We start from the raw sequence: 23,213 nt of genomic DNA, 5'->3' as shown, positions 1-23,213 counted from the left end.
GCATGAGTTCCGTTGCAGTCCGAAATGTCGTCAAAAGCTACGGCGAGCACACCATAATCGAAGACTTGTCCTTCGACATCCAAGATGGCGAGTTCATGGTGTTCGTCGGCCCGTCAGGATGCGGAAAGTCGACGCTGTTGCGCATGATTGCGGGGCTCGAAAGCTTCCAGCGCGGCGAGATTGCGATCGGTTCGCGGGTCGTTAACTTCGTGCCAGCACGCGACCGCAACATTGCGATGGTGTTCCAGGATTATGCGCTTTATCCGCATATGACGATCCGCAACAACATGTCGTTCGGCCTCAAGATGCGCGGCACGGACAAGGCGGAGATCGAGCGCCGCGTCGCCCAAGCGTCGGAAATCCTGCAGATCGGCCATCTGCTCGACCGCAAGCCGCGTGCCCTTTCGGGCGGCCAGCGGCAGCGCGTAGCCATGGGCCGCGCGATCGTTCGCGAGCCCGATGTCTTCCTGTTCGACGAGCCTCTTTCGAACCTCGACGCCAAGCTGCGGGTGGAGGTGCGGACCGAGATCAAGCGCCTTCACGCCCGCCTGAAGACCACCATGATCTATGTCACCCATGACCAGGTCGAGGCGATGACCATGGCGGACCGCATCGTGGTGCTTCGGGGTGGTGCGGTAGAGCAGATCGGTACGCCTGCTGACCTTTATCATGAACCGCGCACACGGTTTGTGGCGGGCTTTATCGGCTCCCCAGCCATGAATTTTCTGCCCGTACATATCAACGGGGAAACGGCGACGCTCGCCACTGGCGACCAGGTGCAGGTCCGGCGTCTCGGCTCGAGCGCGGCAGCGCCGGGCGAATTGGGCATCCGCCCCGAACATATCGGCATCACGGCACCGGGCGGGCACGGCGTGGAATGCGTCGTCGACGTGGTGGAGCCGCTCGGCTCGGACACGCTGCTGTCGGTGACGGTAGGGGACACGCCCGTAATGGTACGCCTGCCGGGCGATGTCGTGCCAAAGGCCGGCGACCGCCTGCAACTTGCTTTCGTACCGGGCAAGGCCCTGGCGTTCGACGCCAACGGCGCCCGCATCTGACGAACAGCTTCCCGCCGCCGGCACAAGGACAACCGAGATGAAAGCAGCAATCTTCGACGGCACTGCGGCCCTGAAGCTCCAGGATATTCCCATCCAGGAGCCCGGTCACGACGAGGTTTTGATCCGTATCGATTCCGCCACGATCTGCGGCACCGACCAGCACATCCTGGAAGGAAAGTTCTGGGCCAAGCCACCGGTGGTGCTCGGTCATGAATTTTCCGGTTATGTCGAACGCGTGGGCAGTTCGGTGCGGATCTGCCAGCCGGGCGATCTCGTGTCGGTTGAGCCTCATGTCTATTGCGGATGCTGCAAGCCTTGCCGCCTCGGCAAGCCGCATCTATGCCTCGACCGGCTTGCCTGGGGCATCAATCTGAACGGCGGGTTCGAGCAATATGCCACCGTGCGCATGGATACGGTGTATCGTGTGCCGGAAGGCATCAGCGCCGAGGAAGCCGCACTGGGCGAAATCACGGGATGCTGCATGCACGGCATCGACCGGGTCGATGTCGGGCTGGGGGACACAGTGGTGATCCTGGGCGGTGGCGCCGCCGGGCTGATCCTGGCTCGCTTGGCCGAGCTGCGCGGCGCCGCGAAGATCATCATCTCCGAACCCAATGCCGGCCGCCGCGACCAGATCCGTACCTTCGGTTACGACCAGGTCGTGGATCCTCTCGGCGAGGATCTCTCAGCCTTCGTCAACGGCGCGACCGGTGGGCTCGGCGCGGATGTAGTGATCGAGGCCGCCGGCCGCCCGGATACGGCGGAGCAGGCTATCGAACTGGTCTGCCACGGCGGACGCGTGTTGTTCTTCGGCGTCGCGGCTCCCGGCAAGCGAGCCTCCATCGAGCCGAACCGCGTGTTTGCGCGCGAAATCACCATCGTCGGCTCGATCCGCAATCCCTACACGCATCACCGCGTGATGGAGATCCTGCCGCGTCTGCGCCTGAGGAGTATCGTTACCCATCGCTTCGCGCTGGAAGACATCGGCGAAGCCTTCGCTACCGCTCATCGCGGCGACGGGCTGAAGATCTGCATCAAGCCAAACGGCTGACGCCATCGGCGCTTCCTCTCTGCAACGGAATGGATCGATCATGAACTGGAACGAGCTCAAGCGCGAGCGGATCTATATCGACGGTCAATGGTGCGGCGCCGACGGCGGCGGCGAGATCACGGTGAGCGATCCAGCCAGCGGCGAGGCGATCGGCACGGTTCCTGATGCCGGCGCGGTCGAGACGCGCCGCGCGATCGAGGCGGCGCAGGCCGCTCTTGGTGAGTGGGGTGCCCGTCCTGCGGCAGAACGCGCGGTATTCCTGCGCGATCTCAGTGCCGCGATCCTTGACCATCAGGATGCGCTTGCCGAGCTGTTGACACGTGAGCAGGGCAAGCCGCTGGCCGAAGCCCGGGGCGAAGTGGGCATGAGCGCCAGCTATATCCTCTGGTTCGCCGAGGAAGCCAGGCGCGCCTATGGCGACGTTATTCCATCGCCGTGGCGTGACCGTCAGATCCTCGTGACAAAGGAACCGATCGGCGTTGTTGGCGCGATCACGCCGTGGAACTTCCCGTCTTCCATGCTGGCGCGCAAGATCGGCCCGGCGCTTGCCGCAGGCTGCACGGTTGTCGCCAAGCCCGCGTCCCAGACGCCTTATTCTGGGCTGGCCTGGGCTCTTCTGGCCGAGATGGTCGGCATTCCGGCCGGCGTGCTGAATGTCGTCACAGGCTCTCCGCGCGCCATCGGCGGCGAACTGACCGCGAACCCGCTTGTGAAGAAGATTACCTTCACCGGCTCAACGCAGGTCGGCAAAACCCTGCTCGCGCAAGGGGCAGGCACGGTCAAGAAGATGTCGATGGAGCTTGGCGGCAATGCCCCCTTCATCGTGTTCGACGATGCCGATCTCGACCGGGCCGTCGAAGGCGCGATTGCCGCCAAGTTCCGCAATGCGGGCCAAACCTGCGTTTGCACCAACCGGTTCTATGCGCAGTCCGGCATTCATGATGCTTTCGTGGAAAAGCTCGCAGCCGCGACAAGCGCGCTGCGCGTCGGCTCGGGCCTTGAAGCCGGGACGGTGATTGGCCCACTGATCGACGGTCACGCCGTTGCCAAGGCCGAGACCATGGTGGCGGATGCTACCGCCAGGGGCGGCCGCATTGTTGTGGGCGGTGGCCGCGACGAGCGTGGCGACAGCTTCTTCCAGCCCACCGTGATTGCCGATGCCACCGACGACATGACGTTGGCGCGCGAGGAGATCTTCGGGCCGGTCGCGCCCGTCTTCCGGTTCCAAACCGAAGACGAGGTCATCGCGCGTGCCAATGCCACGGAATTCGGCTTGGCCTGCTACTTCTACACGCGCGATCTCGGCCGCACCTTCCGCGTTTCGAAGCGGCTTCAATGCGGCATCGTCGGCGTCAACGAGGGCATCGTGACCACCGAGGTTGCACCGTTCGGTGGCGTCAAGGAATCCGGCTTCGGCTCGGAAGGCTCCAAATACGGTCTCGGTGACTATATGAACGTCAAATACACCTGCATCGGAGGCCTTGGTCTCTGATGGCGATTTCATCCACCAGGAAGCACCGCATTGCCTTGATACCCGGTGACGGGATCGGCGGCGAGGTTACCGACGCGGCCGTCGAGGTTCTGGAAGCGGGTGCCTCGCGCTTCGGCTATACGCTCGAAACGACCCGGTTTCCCTGGTCCTGCGATTATTACTTGGCTGAAGGCCGGATGATGCCGGAAGAAGCCATCGAGAGCTTGCGCGCCTTCGACTCCATTCTCCTCGGCGCTGTCGGATGGCCGCAGCTCGTGCCCGATTCCGTTTCGTTGCACGGCCTTCTGCTACCGATCCGCAAGTCCTTCGATCTTTATGTGAGTGCAAGACCCCATCGGCTCCTGGCGGGGGTGAAAGGCCCTTTGCGCGCGGAGGCGTTCGATATCCTCTGCATCCGGGAGAATACGGAAGGCGAATATAGCGGGGCAGGTGGGCGCATTCATGTCGGCGGGCCGGACGAAGTTGCCGTGGAAACCGCGATTTTCACGCGGCGCGGCGTGGAACGCATCTTGCGCTACGGTTTCGAACAGGCGCGCAAGCGCAGTGGACGCCTCGCTTCCGTGACCAAATCCAATGCCCAAAAGCATTCCATGGTGTTCTGGGACGACGTGACGGATGAGATCGCGGCGGACTATCCGGATGTCACGGTCACCCGCTACCATATTGATGCCATTGCAGCGCGCTTCGTGATGCAGCCGGACTCACTTGACGTGGTGGTTGCGTCTAACCTGTTCGGCGACATCCTGACCGATCTAGGCGCTGCCATTCAGGGCGGATTGGGCTTCGCGCCCGCGGCCAACATCAATCCCGCAGGCGACGTCCCGTCCATGTTCGAGCCGGTGCACGGTTCTGCGCCCGACATAGCGGGCAGGGGGCTTGCCAACCCCATCGCCGCGATATGGTCCGGCGCGATGATGCTGGAGCATCTCGGCGAGACCGCCTCTGCCGCGGCCATCCTCGCCGCCGTCGAACGCGTGACGGCACATCCGACCATCCGCACGCCCGATCAGGGCGGCACAGCCACAACCTCAGACGTTGCGCGCGCGATCGCAGATGATCTGCGCTGAGCGCCTGAACGCATCCAAGGAGCTATCATCGTCCATGACCAATGCCGCCCGTGATCTTTCCGCCCTCGCGCGCCCTTCGGGTGCTTTCGCAATGCTCGCCATCGACCAGCGCGAATCGATGCGTGCCATGTTTGCCGAGAAGCAGAGCGGCCCGGTTAGCGACCAGCAACTCGTCGACTTCAAGCTGGAAGCGCTCAAGGCCCTGACGCCTTATGCTTCGGCTGTGCTGATCGACCGGGACTTTGCCTGGACGCCGGCGATGGAACAGAAGGTTATCGCCCCCGGATGCGGTCTGATCGCCGCTGCCGACCAGTTTCATGCAAGCGCCGACGAGATCGTGGGCGATGTGACGCTGAATGACCTCGTCATTCCGGAGAAGGTCAAGGAACAGGGCGCCAAGGCGCTCAAGCTTCTGGTGGTCTGGCGCCCGGACGAGGCCGCCGAGAAACGTATCGCCATGGTGGACGAGTTCATCGCCCGCTGCCGTCGCGCCGACCTTATCAGCGTCATCGAGCCGGTGTCGCGAAAGCCGCGCGACGGCCGCGCCTATGATCTCCAAGAAGGTATTCTGGCCGCCGCCAAGGAGTTGGGTAATCGCGGGCAGGATCTCTACAAGGCCGAGGTTCCCCTGCAGGGAGCCGCGGGCGAGGAAGCAGAAGTCCGTCGCCGCTGTGCCGAACTCACCCGTGTCATCCAGTCACCTTGGGTCGTTCTCTCGTCGGGCGTTTCGCCCGATCAGTTCCCGACCGCCGTTGAATGGGCGTGCCGCGAAGGCGCCAGCGGTTTCCTGGCCGGCCGCGCCGTGTGGAAGAACACGATCGGTGCCGCCGACATGAAACATGCGCTTGAAATCGATGGGGTTGATCGCCTCAAGCGCCTTTGCGACACCGTTGATCGCGCGGTCGGCGCGTAAACCGTCGCGTACCTATGACATGAACGAGCCTGCGGCCCGATATGCGAAAAAGCGCATGATCAGCCGCATGTCAGCTGCTAACCGAGCCGGGGATGGAATGACTGTGCAAATTGCCTGCATCGGCGGTGCGGTACTCGACCTCGTTTATGGCGTGGATCGTCTGCCAGGCGAGGATGGCAAGACGCGGGCACTGTCCTACTTCGAAACGGGCGGCGGCATGGCGGCCAATGCAGCCGTGACGATTGCGCGGCTGGGCGGCTCCGCTGCATGGTGGGGCCGCCTCGGCGGTGACGACAAGGGTGCGCGCGTCCTCGAGGGGCTTAAGCAGGACCAAGTCAACATTGACACCGTCCGCATCGTGGACGACGCGATTTCTTCCCATTCGCTGGTGCTGAGCGATCGCGCTGGCAATAGGGCGATCGTTTTGTATCGCTCCGACGCGCTTGATCCTGATCCGGCGTGGCTTCCTCTTCACGCCGTTGCAACGCTCAACGCCGTGCTGGCCGACAATCGCTGGATCGAGGGCGCGGTGGCGACGCTGTCGGCAGCACGGCAGGCAGGTATTCCAGCCGTTCTAGACGCCGACGCCGGCGCGGATCCGCGCACGGTGGAAGCGGTGCGCTGCGCAAGCCATGCGGTGTTTTCCGAACCGGGCCTTGCTGAAATCTACAACACGAACGATCCCGCCGAAGGTTTGCGCCGGGCTGCCGCCGATGCGCCTTTCGTGGCAGTGACCCTTGGAAGCAGAGGCGTTCGATGGCTGAAGCGTGGCGGCGAAATCCAGTCCTTACCCGCATTTCCCGTGCGAGCAATTGAAACGGTCGGCGCAGGTGACGTGTTCCATGGCGCCTTTGCCTTTGCGTTGGCGAACAGCATGTCCGAAGAGGAAGGACTTCGGTTCTCAGCGGCCGCTGCGGCCTTGAAGTGCGCCAGCGAGGGCGGTCGAATTAGCTTCCCTGATCGCGTTGCCGTGGATCGCCTCCTTCGAGACCTGCAGAAAGGAAATCTCTATTGAATTGGTTCGCGCGCAAATCTCGGGGCGTAAGGGCAGCCTATGTGATTTGTGCGTCTGGACAATCCGATACACGCGGACCATTTCGACCTTCATTGGAATGCAAGGTGTCGATGAAGCGTGCAAACTGCTCGACAGGTTCGCGTTCAGTTTCGAAGTTGTTTTCAGGGGCGCGGGGGTCGGCGTAGCCGAGCGCCATTCCCATGACGATTTGTCGATCGGCCGGGATCGAGAGACGCTTGGAAATCAACTGGTGGTAGGAACAGAAAGCTGCTTGCGGACAGGTATCAAGTCCCAGCCCACATGCTGCGATCATCACATTCTGCACGAACATTCCAAGATCCAGCCAACTGCCCTGCTCCATGTCGCGATCAAGTGTGAAGATTAGTCCCACAGGGGCATCGAAGAAGCAAAAATTGCGCGCGTGCTGCCTAGCCATCCGGTCGGTTTGACCGCGTTCGATTCCAAGACTGCCGTAAAGTGCCCATCCCACCTTTCGCCGCCGCGCCAGATAAGGTTCGCGCCATTGCCGAGGATAGTAGGCATATTCAGTCTCGCCCGCCTCGCCCGACAGAGACAGTCGGACCAGTTCCGTTCCGAGCAGACGAAGAGCCTCGCCGGTAACGACGACAACCTGCCAAGGCTGAATATTCGACCCCGAGGGCGCGCGCGCGGCGGCATCCAGAATCTGCCTTATCGCCGCGTGCGGAACCGGATCAGGCCGGAAGGCGCGGATTGCCCGGCGGGAACTGATCGCTTCCAATACGTGACGTGCCCGTCCGTCCGTCGGGTGCATCGCTGTCATATCTGTCCCGCAGGCAGGATTGCCGGACGCTCCATGCCCAAATTGGCAAGCTCGTATCCGCGACGGAAATCGAGGATATGCTTTTCCATCCATTCACGGGCACGCGGCGCATCGGCTTTACGAATGGCATCGACGATCTGCTCATGAGCGTAAAGCAAACGCTCCTTTGCGTTCAAGCGCGACATAACCGCCAAAAAGGGCGGATAGAATAGTTCACCGATAGGCAGCCGTGCGGCTTCGATTGCGCGGTTCGCGGTTGCCTTTGCCACTATCTGATGAAACTCGATGTCGAGTTCTGTCAATCGCAGGGAATCTGCCAGCGCTTCCCTTGTGTCGGCCAGGTTCCGCTCGAGTGCCTCGATATCAGCCTCCGTCCGTCGCCGCGAGGCGGCATCCGCGGCGGCAGGCTCCAATGCATACATTGCCTCCCACAATTCCTCGAAGGTGACCTGATTGAGCACCATGGCCATCTTCAGCCGCTGCGAGATCTCACCTGATTGCGGCAAGGAGGCGAAGAGCTTCTTTTTCCCTACCTCACGTCGGACAAAACCATTCTGCTCGAGAACCCGAATGGCCTCCCGAACGGTCGAGCGATTGACGCCCAATTCTTCCGCCAGCTTGGCTTCGGAGGGAAGGGCGTCGCCCGGCTTAATCTCGCCGGATATGATCTTGCGCTCGATTTCGGCTGCGAAGGCGCGAAAGGCGGGCTGTGGCATTGTAGCGTCAGATTGCATCAGATTTCGGGGCCTGTCTCTGGAGTCCGGAAAATGCGGGCCTTTTCAAGGTCGCGCAACGCCTTGCGCTGGATCTTGCCGGTCTGAGTTTTGGGCAGATCTGTCACCGCTTCCACCTCTCTTGGATATTTGTAGGGTGCCGTACACTTCTTTACATGTTCCTGTATCTGGCGGGCGAGGGCTTCAGTCATCTGCTGCGCCTCGCGCAGCACGATGAAGGCCTTTACGATCTCGCCGCGTTCACTATCGGGCTTGCCAATGACGGCGCATTCGAGCACGGCGGGATGTTCGAGAAGGGCGTTCTCGACCTCTGTTGGCCCGATGCGATAACCGGATGAGTTGATCACGTCATCGCGTCGGCCCCTGTAGTAGAAGTATCCATCCAGATCGCGTTCACCGCGGTCTCCGGTAAGGAACCACTGGCCGTCCGGTGTGTCGATGACGGATTTGAGGGTGCGTTCTTCGTCGTGCAGATAGCCGAGCATCATCTGTGGCACCGGCAGGCGGATCGCGATCTCGCCCTCGGTTCCGGCGGGCAGGCGGCGGCCGGAGTCGTCGATCACGTCGAGGTCCAATCCAGGCATCGGCAGGCCCATCGACCCATCGCGGACCTCTTTGCAGGCGTAGTTCAAGAGCGTCATCAGCGTTTCGGTCTGGCCATAGGCCTCGAGGATGGGGATGCCGGTGCGCCGGCGCCAGCGGTCGGCAACCACTGGGTTGAGAGTTTCGCCCGACGATACCGTATGGCGCAGGCGTGTTAGGTCATGGGTGGCGATATCCTCGTCGACGACGCGGAACAATTCGGTCCCCGGGGCGCAGTATACGGTGACACGGTATTTTGCCAGCAGGCGCAGGCGTTCGGCCGGATCGAAGGGGCCATCATAGAAGAAACTGCAAGCGCCCGCGCTCCATGGCCCGAAAAGGATCGAGGTGCCGGCTTTCGACCAACCCACATCGGCGGTGCACCAGATGATATCGCCGGGGCCGAGGTCCAGCCAGAATTCGGCCGAGCCGCGCCAAGCATAGATCCCGCGCGCCGCGTGCAGCACGCCCTTGGGCATACCAGTGGACCCCGAGGTGTAATAAAGCACCGCCGGATCGTCGGCCATGACCTCGGCCGGTGTGATCTCTGGCTCGGCCATGGCCAGCGCGCTGTCCCAGTCGTCGAAGCCGGCGCGCGCGCCGCCGATCGACAGGCGGACAGGGGTGTTTTCTAAAATGCCGTCGAACTTGGCGACGTGGGAGGCGCGGCAGATCACGCCCTTGACTCCGGCGTGAGAGATGCGGAAGGCCAGATCCTTTGACGTCAGCATCTCGATGCAAGGAATGGCGACCGCGCCAAGACGCAGGCAGGCCACCATGGCGATCTGCCACTCGGGGATGCGCGGGGTCATCACCAGCACGACATCGCCCTTGCCGATCCCCCGCGCCGCAAGCGCCGAGGCCGCGCGTTTGGACGCCGCCGAAATGTCCGAGAAACGGAAGATCCGTTCCTCGCCGGCGGCATTGGCCCAGATCAGCGCCAGACCGTCGGTTTCGCCGGCGAGATGATCGACGACATTGGTGGCGAAGTTGAACCTTTCGGGCACCTGCCAGCGAAAGCTGGCGCGCGTCGCGTCGTAATCCTGCATGTTGCGGGGCATATGTCCTTCCTCCCTTGGATGAAGTCCGTTCCTGTCCGTCAGACGGCGCCTGCCTCTTTCAGGGCGCCGATCCGGGGTGCATCGTAGCCGAGGGCTTCCAGAACCTCGTCCGTGTGTTCGCCGAGCAATGGTGGTGCCGAACGGATCGTTGCGGGCGTGTTCGACAGCTTAATTGGGAAACCCAACTGCGGTACGCGTCCCTCGGCCGGATGGTCGATCTCCAGCAGCATTTCGCGGGCGCGGGCGTGGTCGGTCTCCAGCGCCTCGGCGATGCCGAGGACAGGGCCGAACGGGATATCGACCGAGTCCAACTCGGCCACCCATTCATCGCGGGTCTTCGTCAGGAAACGTTCCTGGAGGGCAGCTTTCTGGGCTCTGGCCTCGTCTCCCTCCGGCCATTGCCTGCCGATGAACTCTGGTGTGCCGAAGACGCGGCAGAAGCGTTCCCAGAAATGCTCTTCGATTATGCCAAGCGCGACATGGCGGCCATCGGCGCATTCGTAGATGTTGTAACACGCGGCCTGCCCGATGAAGGGGCGTTCTCCGCCTTTAGGCTCTATTCCGGCGAAAAGCGTCTCCGCGCCGTGCAGAGACAGCCAGGAAATCGCGCCGTCATGCATCGAGATGTCGACGAACTGACCCTGTCCCATCCGCATCCGCGACCAGAGCGCGGCGAGAATTCCTGTGGTGGCCATCAGCGAGCCGCCACCCACATCGGCGATCGACAGGCCCGGTACAATCGGCCCCTCGCCAGCCTTGCCGAACAGTTGCAGCGCCCCTGCCTCGGCCAGATAATTCATGTCATGGCCGGGGCGCAGCCTCCATGGGCCGGTCTGCCCATAGCCGGAGATGGCGCAGTAGATCAGCCCGGGATTGATCTGGCGCAGGCTTTCATAGCCAATGCCCAGCCTGTCCATCACTCCGGGGCGAAAACCCTCGATGAGGATATCGGCACCGCGCACCAGATCGCGTAGGATATCCTTGCCCTCATCGGTCTTGAGGTTCAGGGTCAGGCTGCGCTTGTTGCGGTTGAGCAGCAGGAAAGACCCCGATTCCTCTTTGGCGATGGGGGCGAAGGCGCGGTTGTAGTCGCCGCTGCCGGGCTGTTCGACCTTCAGCACATCGGCGCCCATATCGGCCAGGATCTGTGTTGCGAAGGCACCCGGCAAAAGGCGGGTCAGATCCAGCACCTTCAATCCGTCGAGGGCCGTCTTGGGGGGCATCTGCGGGTTCAGCATGCCGTCCACCCTCCATCGACCATGAGTGTGCTGCCGGTCACGTAGCCGGCAGCGTCCGAGGCTAGAAACAGACAAGCCCCCACCAGCTCGTCGGGCCGACCGAAACGGCCCATCGGTGTGCGGGCGGTTATCTTTTCCGCCAGCGCCTCGTTTTCGCGCAGGCCCTCGGTCAGATCGGTGGCGAAATAGCCGGGGCCGACGGCGTTTACCCGAACCCCGCGTCTGGCCCATTCGAAACCAAGCTCGGCCGTCATCCGTTCGACCCCAGCCTTCGCCGCGCAATAGGCCGTGGTGCGGTCGAGCGCGACCTTGGCCGCGACCGAGGTGATATTGACGATGGAGCCCGCGCCCTGATCCAGCATGACACGGCCTGCATGTTTGCAGGCGAAGAACACCCCGGTCAGGTTTACGTCGATGATCTGCTGCCACTCACGATGGTCGGTATGCTCGGCCCGCTTGTAGAAGGGGTTGACGCCGGCATTGTTCACCAACACGTCGATCCGGCCCCAGCGGTCGCGCACGGTGGCGCAGAGAGCCGCGACCTGATCCTCGTCGGCAATGTCGGCGGGGCAGGGCAGGACCTTGCTTCCCATCTCGGCGGCGGCGTGTTCCAAGGTCTCGCGGTCGCGTCCGATAATGGCGACGCGGCAACCTTCGGCCACGAAGCCTTCGGCGATGGCGCGGCCCAGACCGCGCCCTCCTCCTGTCACGATCACAACCTTTCCCAACAGGTCGTCAAGCGCCTGTCTCAGTGGGGATACCGTCGTCATACCGTCCTCCTCTCCAGCCTGCGCGCGATACTCCAGCGATGCACTTCTGAGGGACCGTCATAAATGCGGAAAGCTCTGATATCGCGGAAGATGCGCTCCACCTCCGTCTCCCGGGTGACGCCCATGCCGCCCAAGATCTGCACGGCACGATCGGCTACGCGGAAGCAGGCCTCGGAGGCATGGACCTTGATTATGCTGCTTTCGGACGACCCCCGCGCGCCCTGGTCCAGAAGCCAGGCGCAATGACGCACGCCAAGGCGGGTCAGATGCAGGTCGATCTCGTTATCGGCCAGCATGAAACCCACGCCTTCGTGGCGGATCAAGGTTTGGCCGAAAGCCTCGCGTTCCTTCGCATAGCGGGTGGCGATGTCATGGGCGCGTTGGGCGGCGCCAAGCCAGCGCATGCAATGTGTCAGCCGCGCCGGAACCAGCCGTGCCTGCGCATAGCGGAAACCCTGGCCCACCTCGCCGAGGACATCGGTTTCGGGGATTTCCAACCCCTCGAATTCGACTATGGCATGGCCACCAGCAAAGCTGGAATCCATCGTGTCGAGGCTGCGGACAACGGTGAAGCCTTTGGCGGGCAGGTCGCATAGGAACATCGTGGCGCCCAGGTCCTGCCCGTCGACAATGGTGCGTGCCATGATGATCGCGAAGGCCGCGCCATCAGCCCCGGTGATCAGCCATTTGGTGCCGTTGATGACGAAGCGGTCACCCTGCTTGACGGCAGTGGTCTTCAGCAGACCGGGGTCGGACCCGGCGCCGGGGTGCGGTTCTGTCATGCAAAAGCAGGACCGGGTCCGGCCCTCGGTCATCGGGCGCAGCCAGCGCTCTTTCTGGTTCTGGGTGGCCACCGACTCCATCAGGTGCATGTTGCCTTCGTCGGGTGCGGCGCAATTCATGGCGATGGGCCCCAGCATCGAATAACCTGAAGCCTCAAGAACCACGGCCTTGCCCAGATGTGACAGGCTCATGCCTCCAAATTCGGCCGATACCTGGGGGGTCAGCAAGCCCGCTGCGCGCGCCTGGGCGACCAGATCGGCTCGCAGTCCGTCATCGGGGCCGTGCGCGCCCCGGCGCGGATCGGATTCGAAGGGAATGATCCGGTCCGTGACGAAGTCGTGAACACGGCGTTCCAGCGTGTCCAGATCAGGGGAAAGCGAGAAGTCCATCCTGTCTCCTTCAAAATAGCCGCCCGCGCGCGATATCGAGCGCGAAGGCGTAAAGATCGGTGCCCAACCCGCCGAAGGTGGCATAGCGGGGGTCGGCGGTTTCGCCGGTGACATGGCGGCGGTGCAGCTGAAGGAAGACCACCGCCAATTTCAGCACGGTCAGCACCCGCCAGGGCCGGATATCATCGATGCTGCGCGCCGTTTGCCGGGCATAGGCGGTAGCGGCCTCTTCGCGGCTGGTAAAGCCGGGGCGGCTGGTGGGCATCTGGGCAAGACGATGCATGCAGGGTGGATCACCGGGCTCGGTCCAGTAGGACAGCATGGTGGCCAGATCGAACATCGCAGGACCACGGGTACCCATGTCCCAGTCGACAAGGGTGGTGGCGCGGAGCGTCGTGGAATCCAGCAGTAGGTTGTCGAGCTTGAAATCGGAATGCAGCAGCACGGGGCCTTCGTCCTGTGGTGGCGGGCAAGCCTCCAGCCAGTCGGCGATCTGGCGGGCAGTAGCAGGCAGATCGCCTCCCGCGACATCGACAGCACGACCGAGCCAGCCCTTTACCTGTCGGTGAAAGAAACCCTCTGGTCGGCCGAGGCTTCCAAGCTCAACGGCCTCGGGGCTGACCGCGTGAACCTGCGCCAGCGTCTCCACCAGCATCACCGACAGCGCCCTGCCAATTTGGGGCGTTTCCAGTAGGGGGGCGAGGCTGGCGCCGCGGAGCGTCAGTCCACCGCGAAACTCCAAAATCTGGAACGGCACCTCGATCACCGAAGGGTCGGTGCACAGATGCAGGCTGCGGGGTGCTAGCGGCAAGGCCTGCCACAGTCGCGATAGGATACGGTGTTCGCGCGCCATGTCGTTGGCTCCGGGCGGCAGCGGCCCTGATGGTGGACGACGCAGCACGGCCCAGCGATTTTCCAACCGAATCAAGTAGTTCAGGTTCGCGAGCCCGCCCGCGAATTGTCGGGGGGGGACCGAGTGGTCCAGTGCCAGGCCGCTGCGAGCGATCTCGGCTGCAACCGCCCGGGCATCGAGCGGTACCTGCAGATGGTCGGGCCGCAACGCTACGTTGGCAGGCAGGGGCGCGTTGGTCGATTCGATGTGCATTTTCTGTGCCGATCCGCTTTCATGATGTGACTTATTGTCGGACTAAAAAGGCCGCGTCAATATTTTTGTCGGACCATATTTGTTGAAATATGTCGCATATCCGCGATGATCGTGCAGAATATCTGGTGAAAGAATTTTCTTGACGGTCTGTTTTCTGAAAGTTTAAGAATTAATGGTCGGACCAAAACGGGTTAGGAGGCCCGTTCCACGCAAGGGAGGAAGTCCATGAAATTTGTGCAGGGCGGCTTGGCCGCGCTTTGTCTGTTCGTGTCAGCGGGGAGCGGGTATGCGCAGACCGCAGAGCAGTTCATGCCAGTGTCGATCTATCGCACCGGTCCCTATGCGGCCGGAGGCGTGGGGATCTATGGCGCCTATGCCGACTATCTTGAGATGCTTAACCAGCGTGACGGCGGCATTAACGGCGTGAAGCTGACCTATCAGGAATGCGAAACCGCCTATCAGCCCGACCGCATGATCGAATGTTATGAGCGCCAGAAGGGCATGGGAGCGACGGGGGCCGCGGCCTTCACGCCTTCCGGCACCGGAGGGGTCTATGCGCTGATTGACCGGATGACTACCGACAAGATCCCTAGCGTCACCGTGGGCTATGGGCGCACCGACAGTTCAGACGGGCGGGTCTTTCCCTATATTTTCCCGGCGGTCGCGAATTACTGGAGCGAGAACACCGCCACCATCCGCTGGATCGCCGAGCAGGAGGGCGGATTCGAAGCGCTGAAGGGCAAGAAGATCGCCAATGTGGTGATGGATTTTGCCGCCGGGCGCGAAACTGAGCCGGTGTTGGCCACCCAGGCCGAGAAATACGGGTTCGAATTCACCACGTTTCCGATCGCACCTCCGGGGCTGGATCAGCGGGCGGTGTGGCTACAGGTGCGTCAGGCTCGGCCGGACTGGGTACTGTTTCGTGGCTGGGGTGCGGCCACTGCTGCCGGGCTGAAAGAGGCACAGCGTGCGGGTATTCCGCGCGACAAGATCATCGGGTGGTGGTGGTCGGGATCGGAAGAGGATGTGGTCCCCGCCGGCGACGCGGCCAAGGGCTTCATTACCGGCAGTTTTCACACGGTAGGCGGCAACTATCCCGTCTATGACGACATCCGCGCCCATGTTTACGCCAAGGGCAAGGGCCATGTGTCGGAGGAGCGGATCGGCTCGGCTTATTTCGTGCGCGGCATCGTGCACGCTGTCGTGGTGACCGAAGGCATGCGCACCGCGATGAAGAAATTCGGCAACCGTCCGCTGACCGGCGACGAGGTCCGCTGGGGTCTCGAGCACTTGACACTGAGCACCGACCGGCTGCGCGAGCTGGGTTTGGAAGGGCTGATGGCCGAGATTGCGATCACCTGCGAAGACCATGAGGGCGGCGGTCGTGCAATCATGCAGCAATGGGACGGCGAGAAATGGACTACCATTTCTGATTGGATCGAACCCGATGCCGAAATCGTCCGCCCTCTCATCGAGCAATCGGCTGCCGCCTACGCCGCCGAAAAGGGCATTGCGCCCCGCGACTGCGCATCCGAGGGCTGAGGCAGATGGAGCGTCCCGCCGACACCGTGGCCGATTCTGCCGGGCGGGGCGTCTCCGCCGTGGCCGAACCGCTTCTGGCCGTGAATGCGATTGAGGTCGTCTATTCGCGTCAGGCGATGGTTTTACATTCGCTTTCGCTGTCGGTTCCGCGCCACGGCATCGTTGCTCTTCTGGGTGCGAACGGTGCCGGCAAGACCACCACTATGAAAGCGATCTCGGGCCTTTTGCGTAGCGAAAGGGGGGAGATCACCAAGGGCACGATCCAGTATGACGGCCAGCGGATCGACCGGCTGGACGCCTCGCGGATGGCGGCACGGGGAATCTCGCTCGTGATGGAGGGGCGCCATGCCTTCGGCGGCCTGTCTGTCGAGGATAATCTGCGTGTCGGTGCCTTCACGCGGCGCGACGGTGCCGCGGCGGTGGCCGAGACGCTGGATATGATCTTCAGCTATTTTCCCCGGCTGAAAGAGCGCCGCAGATCCCATGCCGGGCTTTTGTCGGGGGGCGAGCAGCAGATGTGCGTCATCGCGCGTGCGCTGATGGCAAGGCCCCGGATGATCCTGTTGGATGAACCATCCATGGGGCTGGCCCCGCAACTGGTTGAGGATATCTTCGGCATCATCGCCCGATTGAACCGCGAAGAGGGCGTGACCTTCCTGCTGGCCGAACAGAACGCGGCCGTCGCGCTGCGTTTCGCGACCCATGGCTATCTGGTCGAGAACGGCCGCGTCATTCGCGATGGGCTGGCGGCCGAGTTGGCCTCAGCCCCCGAGATCAAGGCCAGCTATCTGGGATTTGCCGATGAAGGCATGGCGGGCTTCACCGAACGCAAGAGATGGCTGACATGAGCTCGATGGAAGCAAGGGCGCTTAGGATGCCGCAAGCCGTGATGCAGCTTTCGCAACCGCGCGAGGTGGGGGAAAGCTTGCTCGCGGCTCTGGACCGGCTGTGTGCCGAGGCGCCGAGCAATGTGCTGATGCGCCACAAGCGCGCGGGCATCTGGCAATGCTGGTCGCGCGGGGCGCTGCGCGATCTGGCCCTACGACAAGCTGCGGCGATGTCGGCGCGCGATATCGGTCCTGGCGCCCGTGTCGTCGTGATCGGCGAGAACCTGCCCGAGCTATACACGGCCCTCATCGCCGCGCAGGCGCTTGGGGCCGATGCGATGCCGCTTGGCCCCGAATTTCTGCGTCGGTTCGGCCCACCCGGCGGTGGTGCCACGCTGGTCATCACCGCCGATGAACATGCCGCCCGCTGGTGGCCGGGCCAGACGCTGCCTCTGGCCGATCTGGATCGCACCGCCGGGGCTGTACCCACCACCGTCTCGCCGGGCCGGATCCTGCTGCATGACGAAGGACGCGAAGCGCCACCCGCCATCGTTGCGCATGACCTGGCAAGCTTGCTCGCAGCTGCGACCGGGTTGGTGCCGGGGATCGGTACGGGGGCACGGCTGATCGCTTTCCTGCCGGTTTCGTCCATCGAGGACGCGGCGCTGTCGCTGGCGTTGCCAATTGCAACCGGAGCCGAGGTGAACTGTGTCGAGGGCCCCGCGACCTTCCCGCTGGATCTGCTGGACGTGACCCCCGACGCCCTGGTGGCTCCGGCGCGGGTCTGGGAGCTGATCGACCGCGATATCCGCCGCCGCTTGGGCCGAAGGGGGGATATGGTGGCGCGTGCGCGTGGTATCGGCGGTCCGCTTTTCGCGGCCTCCTTGCGCAATGCGATTGGCCTATTGCGGTGTCGGCTGGCCGTGGTGAGCGCTGGCCTTGTCGCGCCAGGTGCGCTGGGCAAGCTGCGTGCGATAGGTCTCGGACTGGATAACGGGCAGGCACGTGATGCCGAAACGCGAGCCGAGGCCCTGCTGCGTGATGCGCCGGTCGTCGACCGCGCCCGCGTCTGGCACGATCTTGAGGGGCTTCAGGCCGAAATCGCCACCGATCCGGCCGAAGCCGCCCTGCTGGCCGATGCAGGTGGCCCCCAGGCGCTGTCGCAGGCGCTGGAGAATGCCGCCCGCGCGGCTGGTCTTGCTGGCTGGACGCTGCGCACTGGCGGTTTCGCGCCTGGCGAGCTGACGCTTCTCGGCGAAACGCGCCATCTGCGCAGTGCAGCCCCGCAAGCCATCGCACCAGCCGGTGCGGCGCGCCGGCACCATGGCGATCATCCCGTGGTGATGGAGGCGCGGGGCGTTTCGGTCGCTTTCGGGGGCGTCAGCGCGCTGAGCGATGTGTCCATGGAGGTTCGCAAGGGCGAGATCCTGTCGATCATCGGGCCGAACGGAGCGGGCAAGACCTCGTTTCTGAATACGCTGAACGGGGTCTATACCCCACGCGAAGGCACGATTACCTTTGAAGGCAAGGTGCGCGCCCGGATGAAGCCGGCCGAGGCCGCCGCCAGCGGGATCGGCCGCACATTTCAGCATGTGGCGCTGTTTCCGGGGCTGAATGTCATCGACAACATCGTCGCGGGCCGAGCGGGCAAAGTCAGCAGCGGCTTTCCCGGCGCCTTCCTCGCGCGGGGGCTGCGATTGCCTTCGGTGATGCGCGAGGAAAGCGAGCAGCGCGCGGCGGCGGAAGCAATCCTCAATTTTCTCGACCTCACGCCGATCCGCTACCAGGCGGTGTCGACCCTGCCCTACGGGGTGCAGAAGCGGGTCGAGCTCGGCCGGGCACTGGCAGGCGAACCGCGCATCCTGCTGTTGGATGAACCCATGGCCGGTATGACCCATGCGGAAAAGCAGGATATGTGCCGCTTCATCCGCGCCGCCAATGCCGAACTGGGCACCACGATCGTGCTGATCGAACACGACATCGGTGTGGTCATGGGCCTGTCGGACCGCGTGGTGGTGCTGAACTACGGTCGCAAGATCGCCGACGGCACCCCGGCCGAGGTCCGCGCGGATCCCGAGGTGATCCGCGCCTATCTGGGCACCAGCGCCGATACCGCATCAATGGAGGGCTGAGATGTCGCCCCTTTCGTTCTTTTTCGAAGTGCTGATCGGCGGGCTTCTGTCGGGGGTGATGTATACGCTCGTGGCGCTTGGCTTCGTCCTGATCTTCAAGGCATCGGGCGTGTTCAACTTCGCGCAGGGCGCGATGGTGTTGTTTGCGGCGCTGAACTTCGTGGGATTCACCGAACTTGGGCTGCCATGGTGGACGGCGCTGATGGTGACGCTGGCCGCGATGGTGGTGCTGGCCATGGCCATCGAACGCGCGGTACTGCGCCCACTTTTGGGACAGGATCACATGATCGTCTTCATGGCGACCATCGGCCTTTCGATCTTCATCGAGGGGCTGGCGCAGCTGATATGGGGCACCGATGTGCGCGGGCTGAACCTTGGCCTGCCCGAGGATCCGATCTTTATCGGTGATATTCTCGTGTCGCGCGCCGATCTGATGACGGCGGCAGTTGCGGCGTTGCTGGTTCTGGGCCTGTCGCTGTTCTTCACGCTGACCCGGATCGGGCGTGCCCTGCGCGCGGTGGCCGAGGATACGCAAGCCGCCCAGGTCGCGGGTGTGCCGCTGGGCATGATCTGGGCCGTGGTCTGGAGCGCGGCCGGCGTGATCGCGCTGGTGGCCGGTTTGGTCTGGGGCGCGCGGCTTGGCGTGCAGTTTGCGTTGACATTGGTCGCGTTAAAGGCGCTGCCGGTGATGCTTCTGGGCGGGTTCAACTCGATCCCCGGGGCGATCGTCGCGGGCCTTTTGATCGGAGCGAGCGAGAAACTGGCCGAAGTCTATATCGGCCCCTATGTGGGTGGCGGGATCGAGAACTGGTTCCCCTATGCCCTGGCCGTGGCGGTGCTTGTCTTCCGCCCGACCGGCCTTTTCGGCAGCACCGGCGTGGCGAGGGTCTGAGCATGTTCTATCGTCATGTGGGTTCGATGAAGACGAGCTATGCGCAGGAACTCCAGCTCTTTCCCGTGGCGCAGGAAAGGTGGGCTTTCCTAGCGTTGCTGGTGATCGGCGGCGTGGTGCTACCACGGATGGCCGACAGCTACTGGCTGGGCTCGATCCTGCTGCCCTTCCTGATACTGTCGCTGGCGGCGATCGGGGCGAATGTGCTGACGGGCTATGCGGGGCAGATCTCGTTGGGGTCGGGCGGGTTCATGGCGGTGGGAGCCTACGCGGCGGTCAACCTTGTGATCCGGGTGCCGGCGCTGCCCTTCCCGGTGACATTCCTGTTGGCCGGCGTGGTCGCCGGTGCGGTCTGCGCGTTATTTGGGCTTTTGAGCCTGCGCATCCGCGGCCTTTACGTCGTGGTGGCGACGCTGATGGCGCAGTTCCTGATCGAATGGATCTGCACTCACGTGCCGTGGCTATATCTGAACAACGCCTCGGGCATCGTCGGCGCGCCGCCTCTGTCTTTGTTCGGTATCCCAATGACGTCGGTTGCGGCGCGCTATGAGATCGCATTCATCTTCACGGTCCTTTTGGCGCTTCTGGCGCGCAATCTTGTCCGCTCGCCCGAGGGGCGTGGCTGGCTGGCCGTGCGCGACAAGGAAACGGCGGCGGTGCTGACCGGCATTTCCGTGCCGCGCGCCAAGATCACCGCCTTTGCCGTCTGCGGCTTCTTCTGTGGCGTGGCGGGCGCGCTGTGGAGCTTCCTTTATCTCGGCAATGTGGATGTGGAAGCTTTCACCATGCACCGGTCGTTTCAGATATTGTTCATGGTGATCATCGGGGGCCTCGGCAGCATCGCGGGCTCCTTCCTCGGGGCGTGCTTCATCGTGCTTTTGCCGGTGGCGATCACCAATCTGGCGACGCTCCTGGGCGGAACAATCCGGCCAGATATGGTGGCGAACCTGGAGCTGATGATCTTCGGAGGGCTGATCATCGGATTCCTGATCCTTGAACCGCGTGGGCTGGCAAGCCTCGCGATGCGTGCCCGCGAGCGCCTGCGCCGCTGGCCGTTCAAATACTAAGCCCAAAAGAGATATCAGGGAGGATACTATGGCTTTTTTCGTACGGTCTTTCGCATGTGCCGCGCTGATCCTTGCCACCGCCTTACCCGTCGCGGCCGGAGATTTGCGGCTTGTGCATGACATCACCGCCGATCATCCCCGCATACCGCATATCGAGGCGATGGTTTCCGCCGCATCCGCGGACCCCGCATTACTGACATTACAGGTCAATCCGGGCGGCGTGGTCCATCCCGGCTATGCAGGCGTTGAGGCGCTGGAGAACGGGGTCGCGGATGTCGCCTTGGTCAACGCCTCCAATCTGGAGCGTATCGACCCGCGAATGGGTTTCGTGAACCTACCCTTCACGCTCAATGATACATTGATGGCCAATCCTGTCGTGCGCAACGGCGTTGTCGCGCAACTCGACCTGCTCGCACACGAGAAGGGATGGCGTGTTCTGGGGCTGATGAGGGGAGCGGACCAGTTGTTCGCCTTCAGCGAAGAAATGCCGGATGAACCCTCCGAGCTTAGTGGGCTGGCGATCCGGGTGGCGGGTTCGGGCATCTATGAGGCGATCATGCAGGGCTATGGCGCCGAGCCAGTTGTCATGCCCTTTCCCGAGTTGAAGAACGCTTTCGCCGAGAATCGCGTTCAGGGAGTCTTTACATCGCCCGGTGGCTGGGCATCGCAGCTAGGCATGGAAGTGCCGAACGCCCTGCAGGTCCCAGGACTCATGATGATCACCTATGCGGTGATCATTCGCGCCAAACAGTTTGACGCACTCGCCGAAGACGAGCGGGCGGCCTTGACGCAGGCGGTGGAGAGCAAGGTCACAAGCGCCTGGGAAGTCATGCTCGCCGACGACGAGGCTGAGATGGAAGAGTTGAAGACCAACGGCGCGCGGGTGGTCCGCGTCGAGGCCGATGGGGCATGGCGACAGCCTGTCGCATCGATATCTGCAGGTTTCGCTGCCGACTACCCCGATGTCTGGGAAAGTCTGCAGGTTCTCTTGTCAAAAGGCGCGCGCGAATGACCCAGCAGGCGCAAGAGGCGTCAGCCGAGGCGGGCCGACAATTCGTAAAGTTCAGCCGCGAAGGTCGTGTGGCGATCATTACCCTGCACCGGCCGGAAGCACTGAATGCGATCAACGCCGCGATGGTCGCGGAGCTGGCGCAGCTCGTTCGCATGATGGATGTCGATGACGGCATCGGCTGCTTGCTCCTTAAGGGAGAAGGGCGCGCTTTCTGCGCCGGAGCAGACATAAAGGAAGCGGTGCCGGTGAGCTTTCCAGGCACATTGACCGGCAATTACCTGGCGGATCTTGGAGTGGTCGGCGAAATCCGCAAACCGATTGTCGCCACCGTTTCCGGCGCGGCACTTGGCGGCGGCTGCGAATTGGCGATGATGTGCGACATAATCCTGGCGGACGAGACGGCACGTTTCGGTTTGCCGGAAATACGCCTCGGCACCATGCCCGGGGCGGGCGGTACGCAACGGCTCGCATTGGCGCTAGGTAAGGCGAAGGCGATGGAACTGATGCTGACCGGGCGCGCCCTGAGCGCAGCAGAAGCCGAAGCGCTGGGCCTGATCAACCGCGTCGTGCCGAGGGGCAGATTGCAGGACGAGGCGATGCAGCTTGCGCATGGCATCTCGGAAGCCTCGCTGCCTGCGGTGATGGCTATCAAAGAGGCGGTTGGCGTGGCATCCGACGGACTGACACAAGGACTGCGGCTGGAACGACGGTTGTTTCACGCACTTTACGCCACGGCCGACCGGCGCGAGGGGATGCAGGCGTTCGCGGAGAAGCGTGCGGCGGAATTCCGGCACAAATGAAGGAGAGATACTTCGCTCCGACATCTCTGAGGTCGCTCACGATTGTCGCCCGCAGAGCTGCTGTCATGTCTTGTCGACATGGGGATGCTGGCCGGTGAACCGCGGTTTGCGCTTCTCCTCGAAGGCGCGCTTCGCTTCACGACCATCCGGCGAGAGCGACAGATAGCGCTGCATCGGTCCACTGGCCTCGAGTTGCGCCGAAAAGCCGGCGGCATCCAGCAGAATGTTGGTCGCGCTCTTGGTGTAGCGCACCGCCAACGGCGGAAGATCCGCCAATTCGCCGGCGACAGCGTCTACGCAGGACGCAAACTCGTCCTTGCTCGCCACCCTGTTGATCAGCCCCCAGGAAAGAGCGGTTGCGGCATCGAGCCGGTTGCCCAACAGAGCCATCTCGAGCGAGCGTGCGCGCCCGATCGTGAAGAGGTTCTGGCCACCTGCATGGTTGCCTGCGTGTATCTCCCGCATGTGAAAATACGCGCTGTCCACTGCCACCACTAGGTCGCAGGCGGTCGCGAGATAGACCCCGCCGCCGATGGCGGGGCCGTTGACGGCAGCCAGAACCGGCTTGTGATTGCGCTGGATCTTCTGACGGGTTGCGACATTCCAGCGGCCATACTCGTCGAACTCGCGAGGTCCCGCTTTTCGGGTAAAGGAGAGGTCCTGGCCTGCACAGAAGATGTCGCCGGCCCCCGTGAGCACCACGCAACGGCATTCGGGGTCCATCTCGGCCTCGTCGAATACCGCGTGAAGTTCCTTGAACGTCTGAGTGTCGTGGGCATTGCGTATCTGAGGTCGGTTGATAACGACCCGCCAGATGCGATCCGACGTGTCCAGCAGAAGGTGTTCGGGTTGGCGAGCAGTCATGAATCTCAAATCCGTGT

At 63.1% G+C, this 23,213-nt stretch carries 21 protein-coding genes; 13 read left to right on the top strand and 8 right to left on the bottom strand.

What is annotated here, in order from left to right; genetic code table 11:
• Positions 1 to 2 precede the first annotated feature (2 nt).
• Genes ugpC through XW59_RS25340 form a run of 6 tightly spaced genes read left to right on the top strand, consistent with a single transcriptional unit; the run spans position 3 to position 6,596 of the window.
• Positions 3 to 1,058, top strand: coding sequence for a sn-glycerol-3-phosphate ABC transporter ATP-binding protein UgpC (gene ugpC, locus XW59_RS25365; RefSeq protein ID WP_047148691.1), 1,056 nt, complete (start codon positions 3 to 5; stop codon positions 1,056 to 1,058).
• 37 nt (positions 1,059 to 1,095) lie between these two features.
• The gene (locus XW59_RS25360; protein ID WP_047148690.1) at positions 1,096 to 2,109 is read left to right on the top strand and encodes a zinc-dependent alcohol dehydrogenase family protein; all 1,014 of its coding nucleotides are present in this window, start codon (positions 1,096 to 1,098) and stop codon (positions 2,107 to 2,109) included.
• Between the two features lie 40 nt (positions 2,110 to 2,149).
• Positions 2,150 to 3,601: an NAD-dependent succinate-semialdehyde dehydrogenase gene (locus tag XW59_RS25355; protein ID WP_047148689.1), complete on the top strand. Its 1,452-nt coding sequence runs from the start codon at positions 2,150 to 2,152 to the stop codon at positions 3,599 to 3,601.
• Positions 3,601 to 4,668, top strand: coding sequence for a tartrate dehydrogenase (locus XW59_RS25350; RefSeq protein ID WP_047148688.1), 1,068 nt, complete (start codon positions 3,601 to 3,603; stop codon positions 4,666 to 4,668). Before XW59_RS25355 ends, XW59_RS25350 begins: the two co-directional genes overlap by 1 nt.
• Positions 4,669 to 4,702: 34 nt before the next feature.
• Positions 4,703 to 5,581, top strand: coding sequence for an aldolase (locus tag XW59_RS25345; RefSeq protein ID WP_047148687.1), 879 nt, complete (start codon positions 4,703 to 4,705; stop codon positions 5,579 to 5,581).
• The gene (locus XW59_RS25340; protein WP_246666226.1) at positions 5,523 to 6,596 is read left to right on the top strand and encodes a sugar kinase; all 1,074 of its coding nucleotides are present in this window, start codon (positions 5,523 to 5,525) and stop codon (positions 6,594 to 6,596) included. The genes XW59_RS25345 and XW59_RS25340 overlap by 59 nt, the downstream gene beginning before the upstream one ends.
• A gap of 37 nt (positions 6,597 to 6,633) precedes the next feature.
• On the opposite strand, the gene XW59_RS25335 is transcribed toward XW59_RS25340, so the two are convergent.
• The 7 genes from XW59_RS25335 to XW59_RS25305 are packed head-to-tail and all read right to left on the bottom strand — an operon-like array spanning position 6,634 to position 14,060.
• Positions 6,634 to 7,398, bottom strand: coding sequence for a nitroreductase (locus tag XW59_RS25335; protein ID WP_281406252.1), 765 nt, complete (start codon positions 7,396 to 7,398; stop codon positions 6,634 to 6,636).
• Positions 7,395 to 8,114 carry an FCD domain-containing protein gene (locus tag XW59_RS25330; protein ID WP_082137833.1) on the bottom strand — a complete coding sequence of 240 codons (720 nt, stop codon included), beginning with the start codon at positions 8,112 to 8,114 and terminating at the stop codon, positions 7,395 to 7,397. Before XW59_RS25330 ends, XW59_RS25335 begins: the two co-directional genes overlap by 4 nt.
• Positions 8,115 to 8,131: 17 nt before the next feature.
• Entirely contained in the window at positions 8,132 to 9,775 is a 1,644-nt protein-coding gene (locus tag XW59_RS25325) for an AMP-binding protein (protein WP_047148684.1), read from the bottom strand.
• A gap of 38 nt (positions 9,776 to 9,813) precedes the next feature.
• Positions 9,814 to 11,013 (bottom strand): CaiB/BaiF CoA-transferase family protein, encoded by a 1,200-nt coding sequence (locus XW59_RS25320; protein WP_206077745.1) that lies wholly within the window; start codon positions 11,011 to 11,013, stop codon positions 9,814 to 9,816.
• Positions 11,007 to 11,783, bottom strand: coding sequence for a 3-oxoacyl-ACP reductase family protein (locus XW59_RS25315; protein WP_047148683.1), 777 nt, complete (start codon positions 11,781 to 11,783; stop codon positions 11,007 to 11,009). Before XW59_RS25315 ends, XW59_RS25320 begins: the two co-directional genes overlap by 7 nt.
• On the bottom strand, positions 11,780 to 12,955 hold the full coding sequence (locus XW59_RS25310) for an acyl-CoA dehydrogenase family protein (protein ID WP_047148682.1): 1,176 nt from the start codon (positions 12,953 to 12,955) through the stop codon (positions 11,780 to 11,782). The genes XW59_RS25315 and XW59_RS25310 overlap by 4 nt, the downstream gene beginning before the upstream one ends.
• Before the next feature lie 10 nt (positions 12,956 to 12,965).
• Positions 12,966 to 14,060: a phosphotransferase family protein gene (locus tag XW59_RS25305; protein WP_052958529.1), complete on the bottom strand. Its 1,095-nt coding sequence runs from the start codon at positions 14,058 to 14,060 to the stop codon at positions 12,966 to 12,968.
• A 225-nt stretch (positions 14,061 to 14,285) separates the two neighbouring features.
• On the opposite strand from XW59_RS25305, the gene XW59_RS25300 reads away from it, so the two are divergent.
• The 7 genes from XW59_RS25300 to XW59_RS25270 are packed head-to-tail and all read left to right on the top strand — an operon-like array spanning position 14,286 to position 22,332.
• On the top strand, positions 14,286 to 15,602 hold the full coding sequence (locus XW59_RS25300) for an ABC transporter substrate-binding protein (protein WP_047148681.1): 1,317 nt from the start codon (positions 14,286 to 14,288) through the stop codon (positions 15,600 to 15,602).
• 5 nt (positions 15,603 to 15,607) lie between these two features.
• Complete coding sequence (locus XW59_RS25295; RefSeq protein WP_047148680.1) at positions 15,608 to 16,450, top strand: ABC transporter ATP-binding protein; 843 nt, start codon at positions 15,608 to 15,610, stop codon at positions 16,448 to 16,450.
• Positions 16,447 to 18,561, top strand: a complete 2,115-nt coding sequence (locus XW59_RS29900) for an ATP-binding cassette domain-containing protein (RefSeq protein ID WP_348639333.1) — start codon at positions 16,447 to 16,449, stop codon at positions 18,559 to 18,561. The genes XW59_RS25295 and XW59_RS29900 overlap by 4 nt, the downstream gene beginning before the upstream one ends.
• Position 18,562: 1 nt before the next feature.
• Positions 18,563 to 19,453 carry a branched-chain amino acid ABC transporter permease gene (locus XW59_RS25285; RefSeq protein ID WP_047148679.1) on the top strand — a complete coding sequence of 297 codons (891 nt, stop codon included), beginning with the start codon at positions 18,563 to 18,565 and terminating at the stop codon, positions 19,451 to 19,453.
• Between the two features lie 2 nt (positions 19,454 to 19,455).
• Positions 19,456 to 20,520 carry a branched-chain amino acid ABC transporter permease gene (locus tag XW59_RS25280; protein WP_047148678.1) on the top strand — a complete coding sequence of 355 codons (1,065 nt, stop codon included), beginning with the start codon at positions 19,456 to 19,458 and terminating at the stop codon, positions 20,518 to 20,520.
• A gap of 28 nt (positions 20,521 to 20,548) precedes the next feature.
• Positions 20,549 to 21,532 (top strand): TRAP transporter substrate-binding protein DctP, encoded by a 984-nt coding sequence (dctP, locus tag XW59_RS25275; protein WP_047148677.1) that lies wholly within the window; start codon positions 20,549 to 20,551, stop codon positions 21,530 to 21,532.
• Complete coding sequence (locus XW59_RS25270) at positions 21,529 to 22,332, top strand: enoyl-CoA hydratase-related protein (protein ID WP_082137832.1); 804 nt, start codon at positions 21,529 to 21,531, stop codon at positions 22,330 to 22,332. Before dctP ends, XW59_RS25270 begins: the two co-directional genes overlap by 4 nt.
• A gap of 63 nt (positions 22,333 to 22,395) precedes the next feature.
• On the opposite strand, the gene XW59_RS25265 is transcribed toward XW59_RS25270, so the two are convergent.
• The gene (locus tag XW59_RS25265; RefSeq protein ID WP_047148676.1) at positions 22,396 to 23,196 is read right to left on the bottom strand and encodes an enoyl-CoA hydratase-related protein; all 801 of its coding nucleotides are present in this window, start codon (positions 23,194 to 23,196) and stop codon (positions 22,396 to 22,398) included.
• Between the last annotated feature and the right edge of the window lie 17 nt (positions 23,197 to 23,213).

The organism is Aquamicrobium sp. LC103 (assembly GCF_001014615.2).
In the GTDB taxonomy this organism is placed as follows: domain Bacteria; phylum Pseudomonadota; class Alphaproteobacteria; order Rhizobiales; family Rhizobiaceae; genus LBCQ02.
This window is presented reverse-complemented; position numbering and strand designations above follow the sequence as displayed.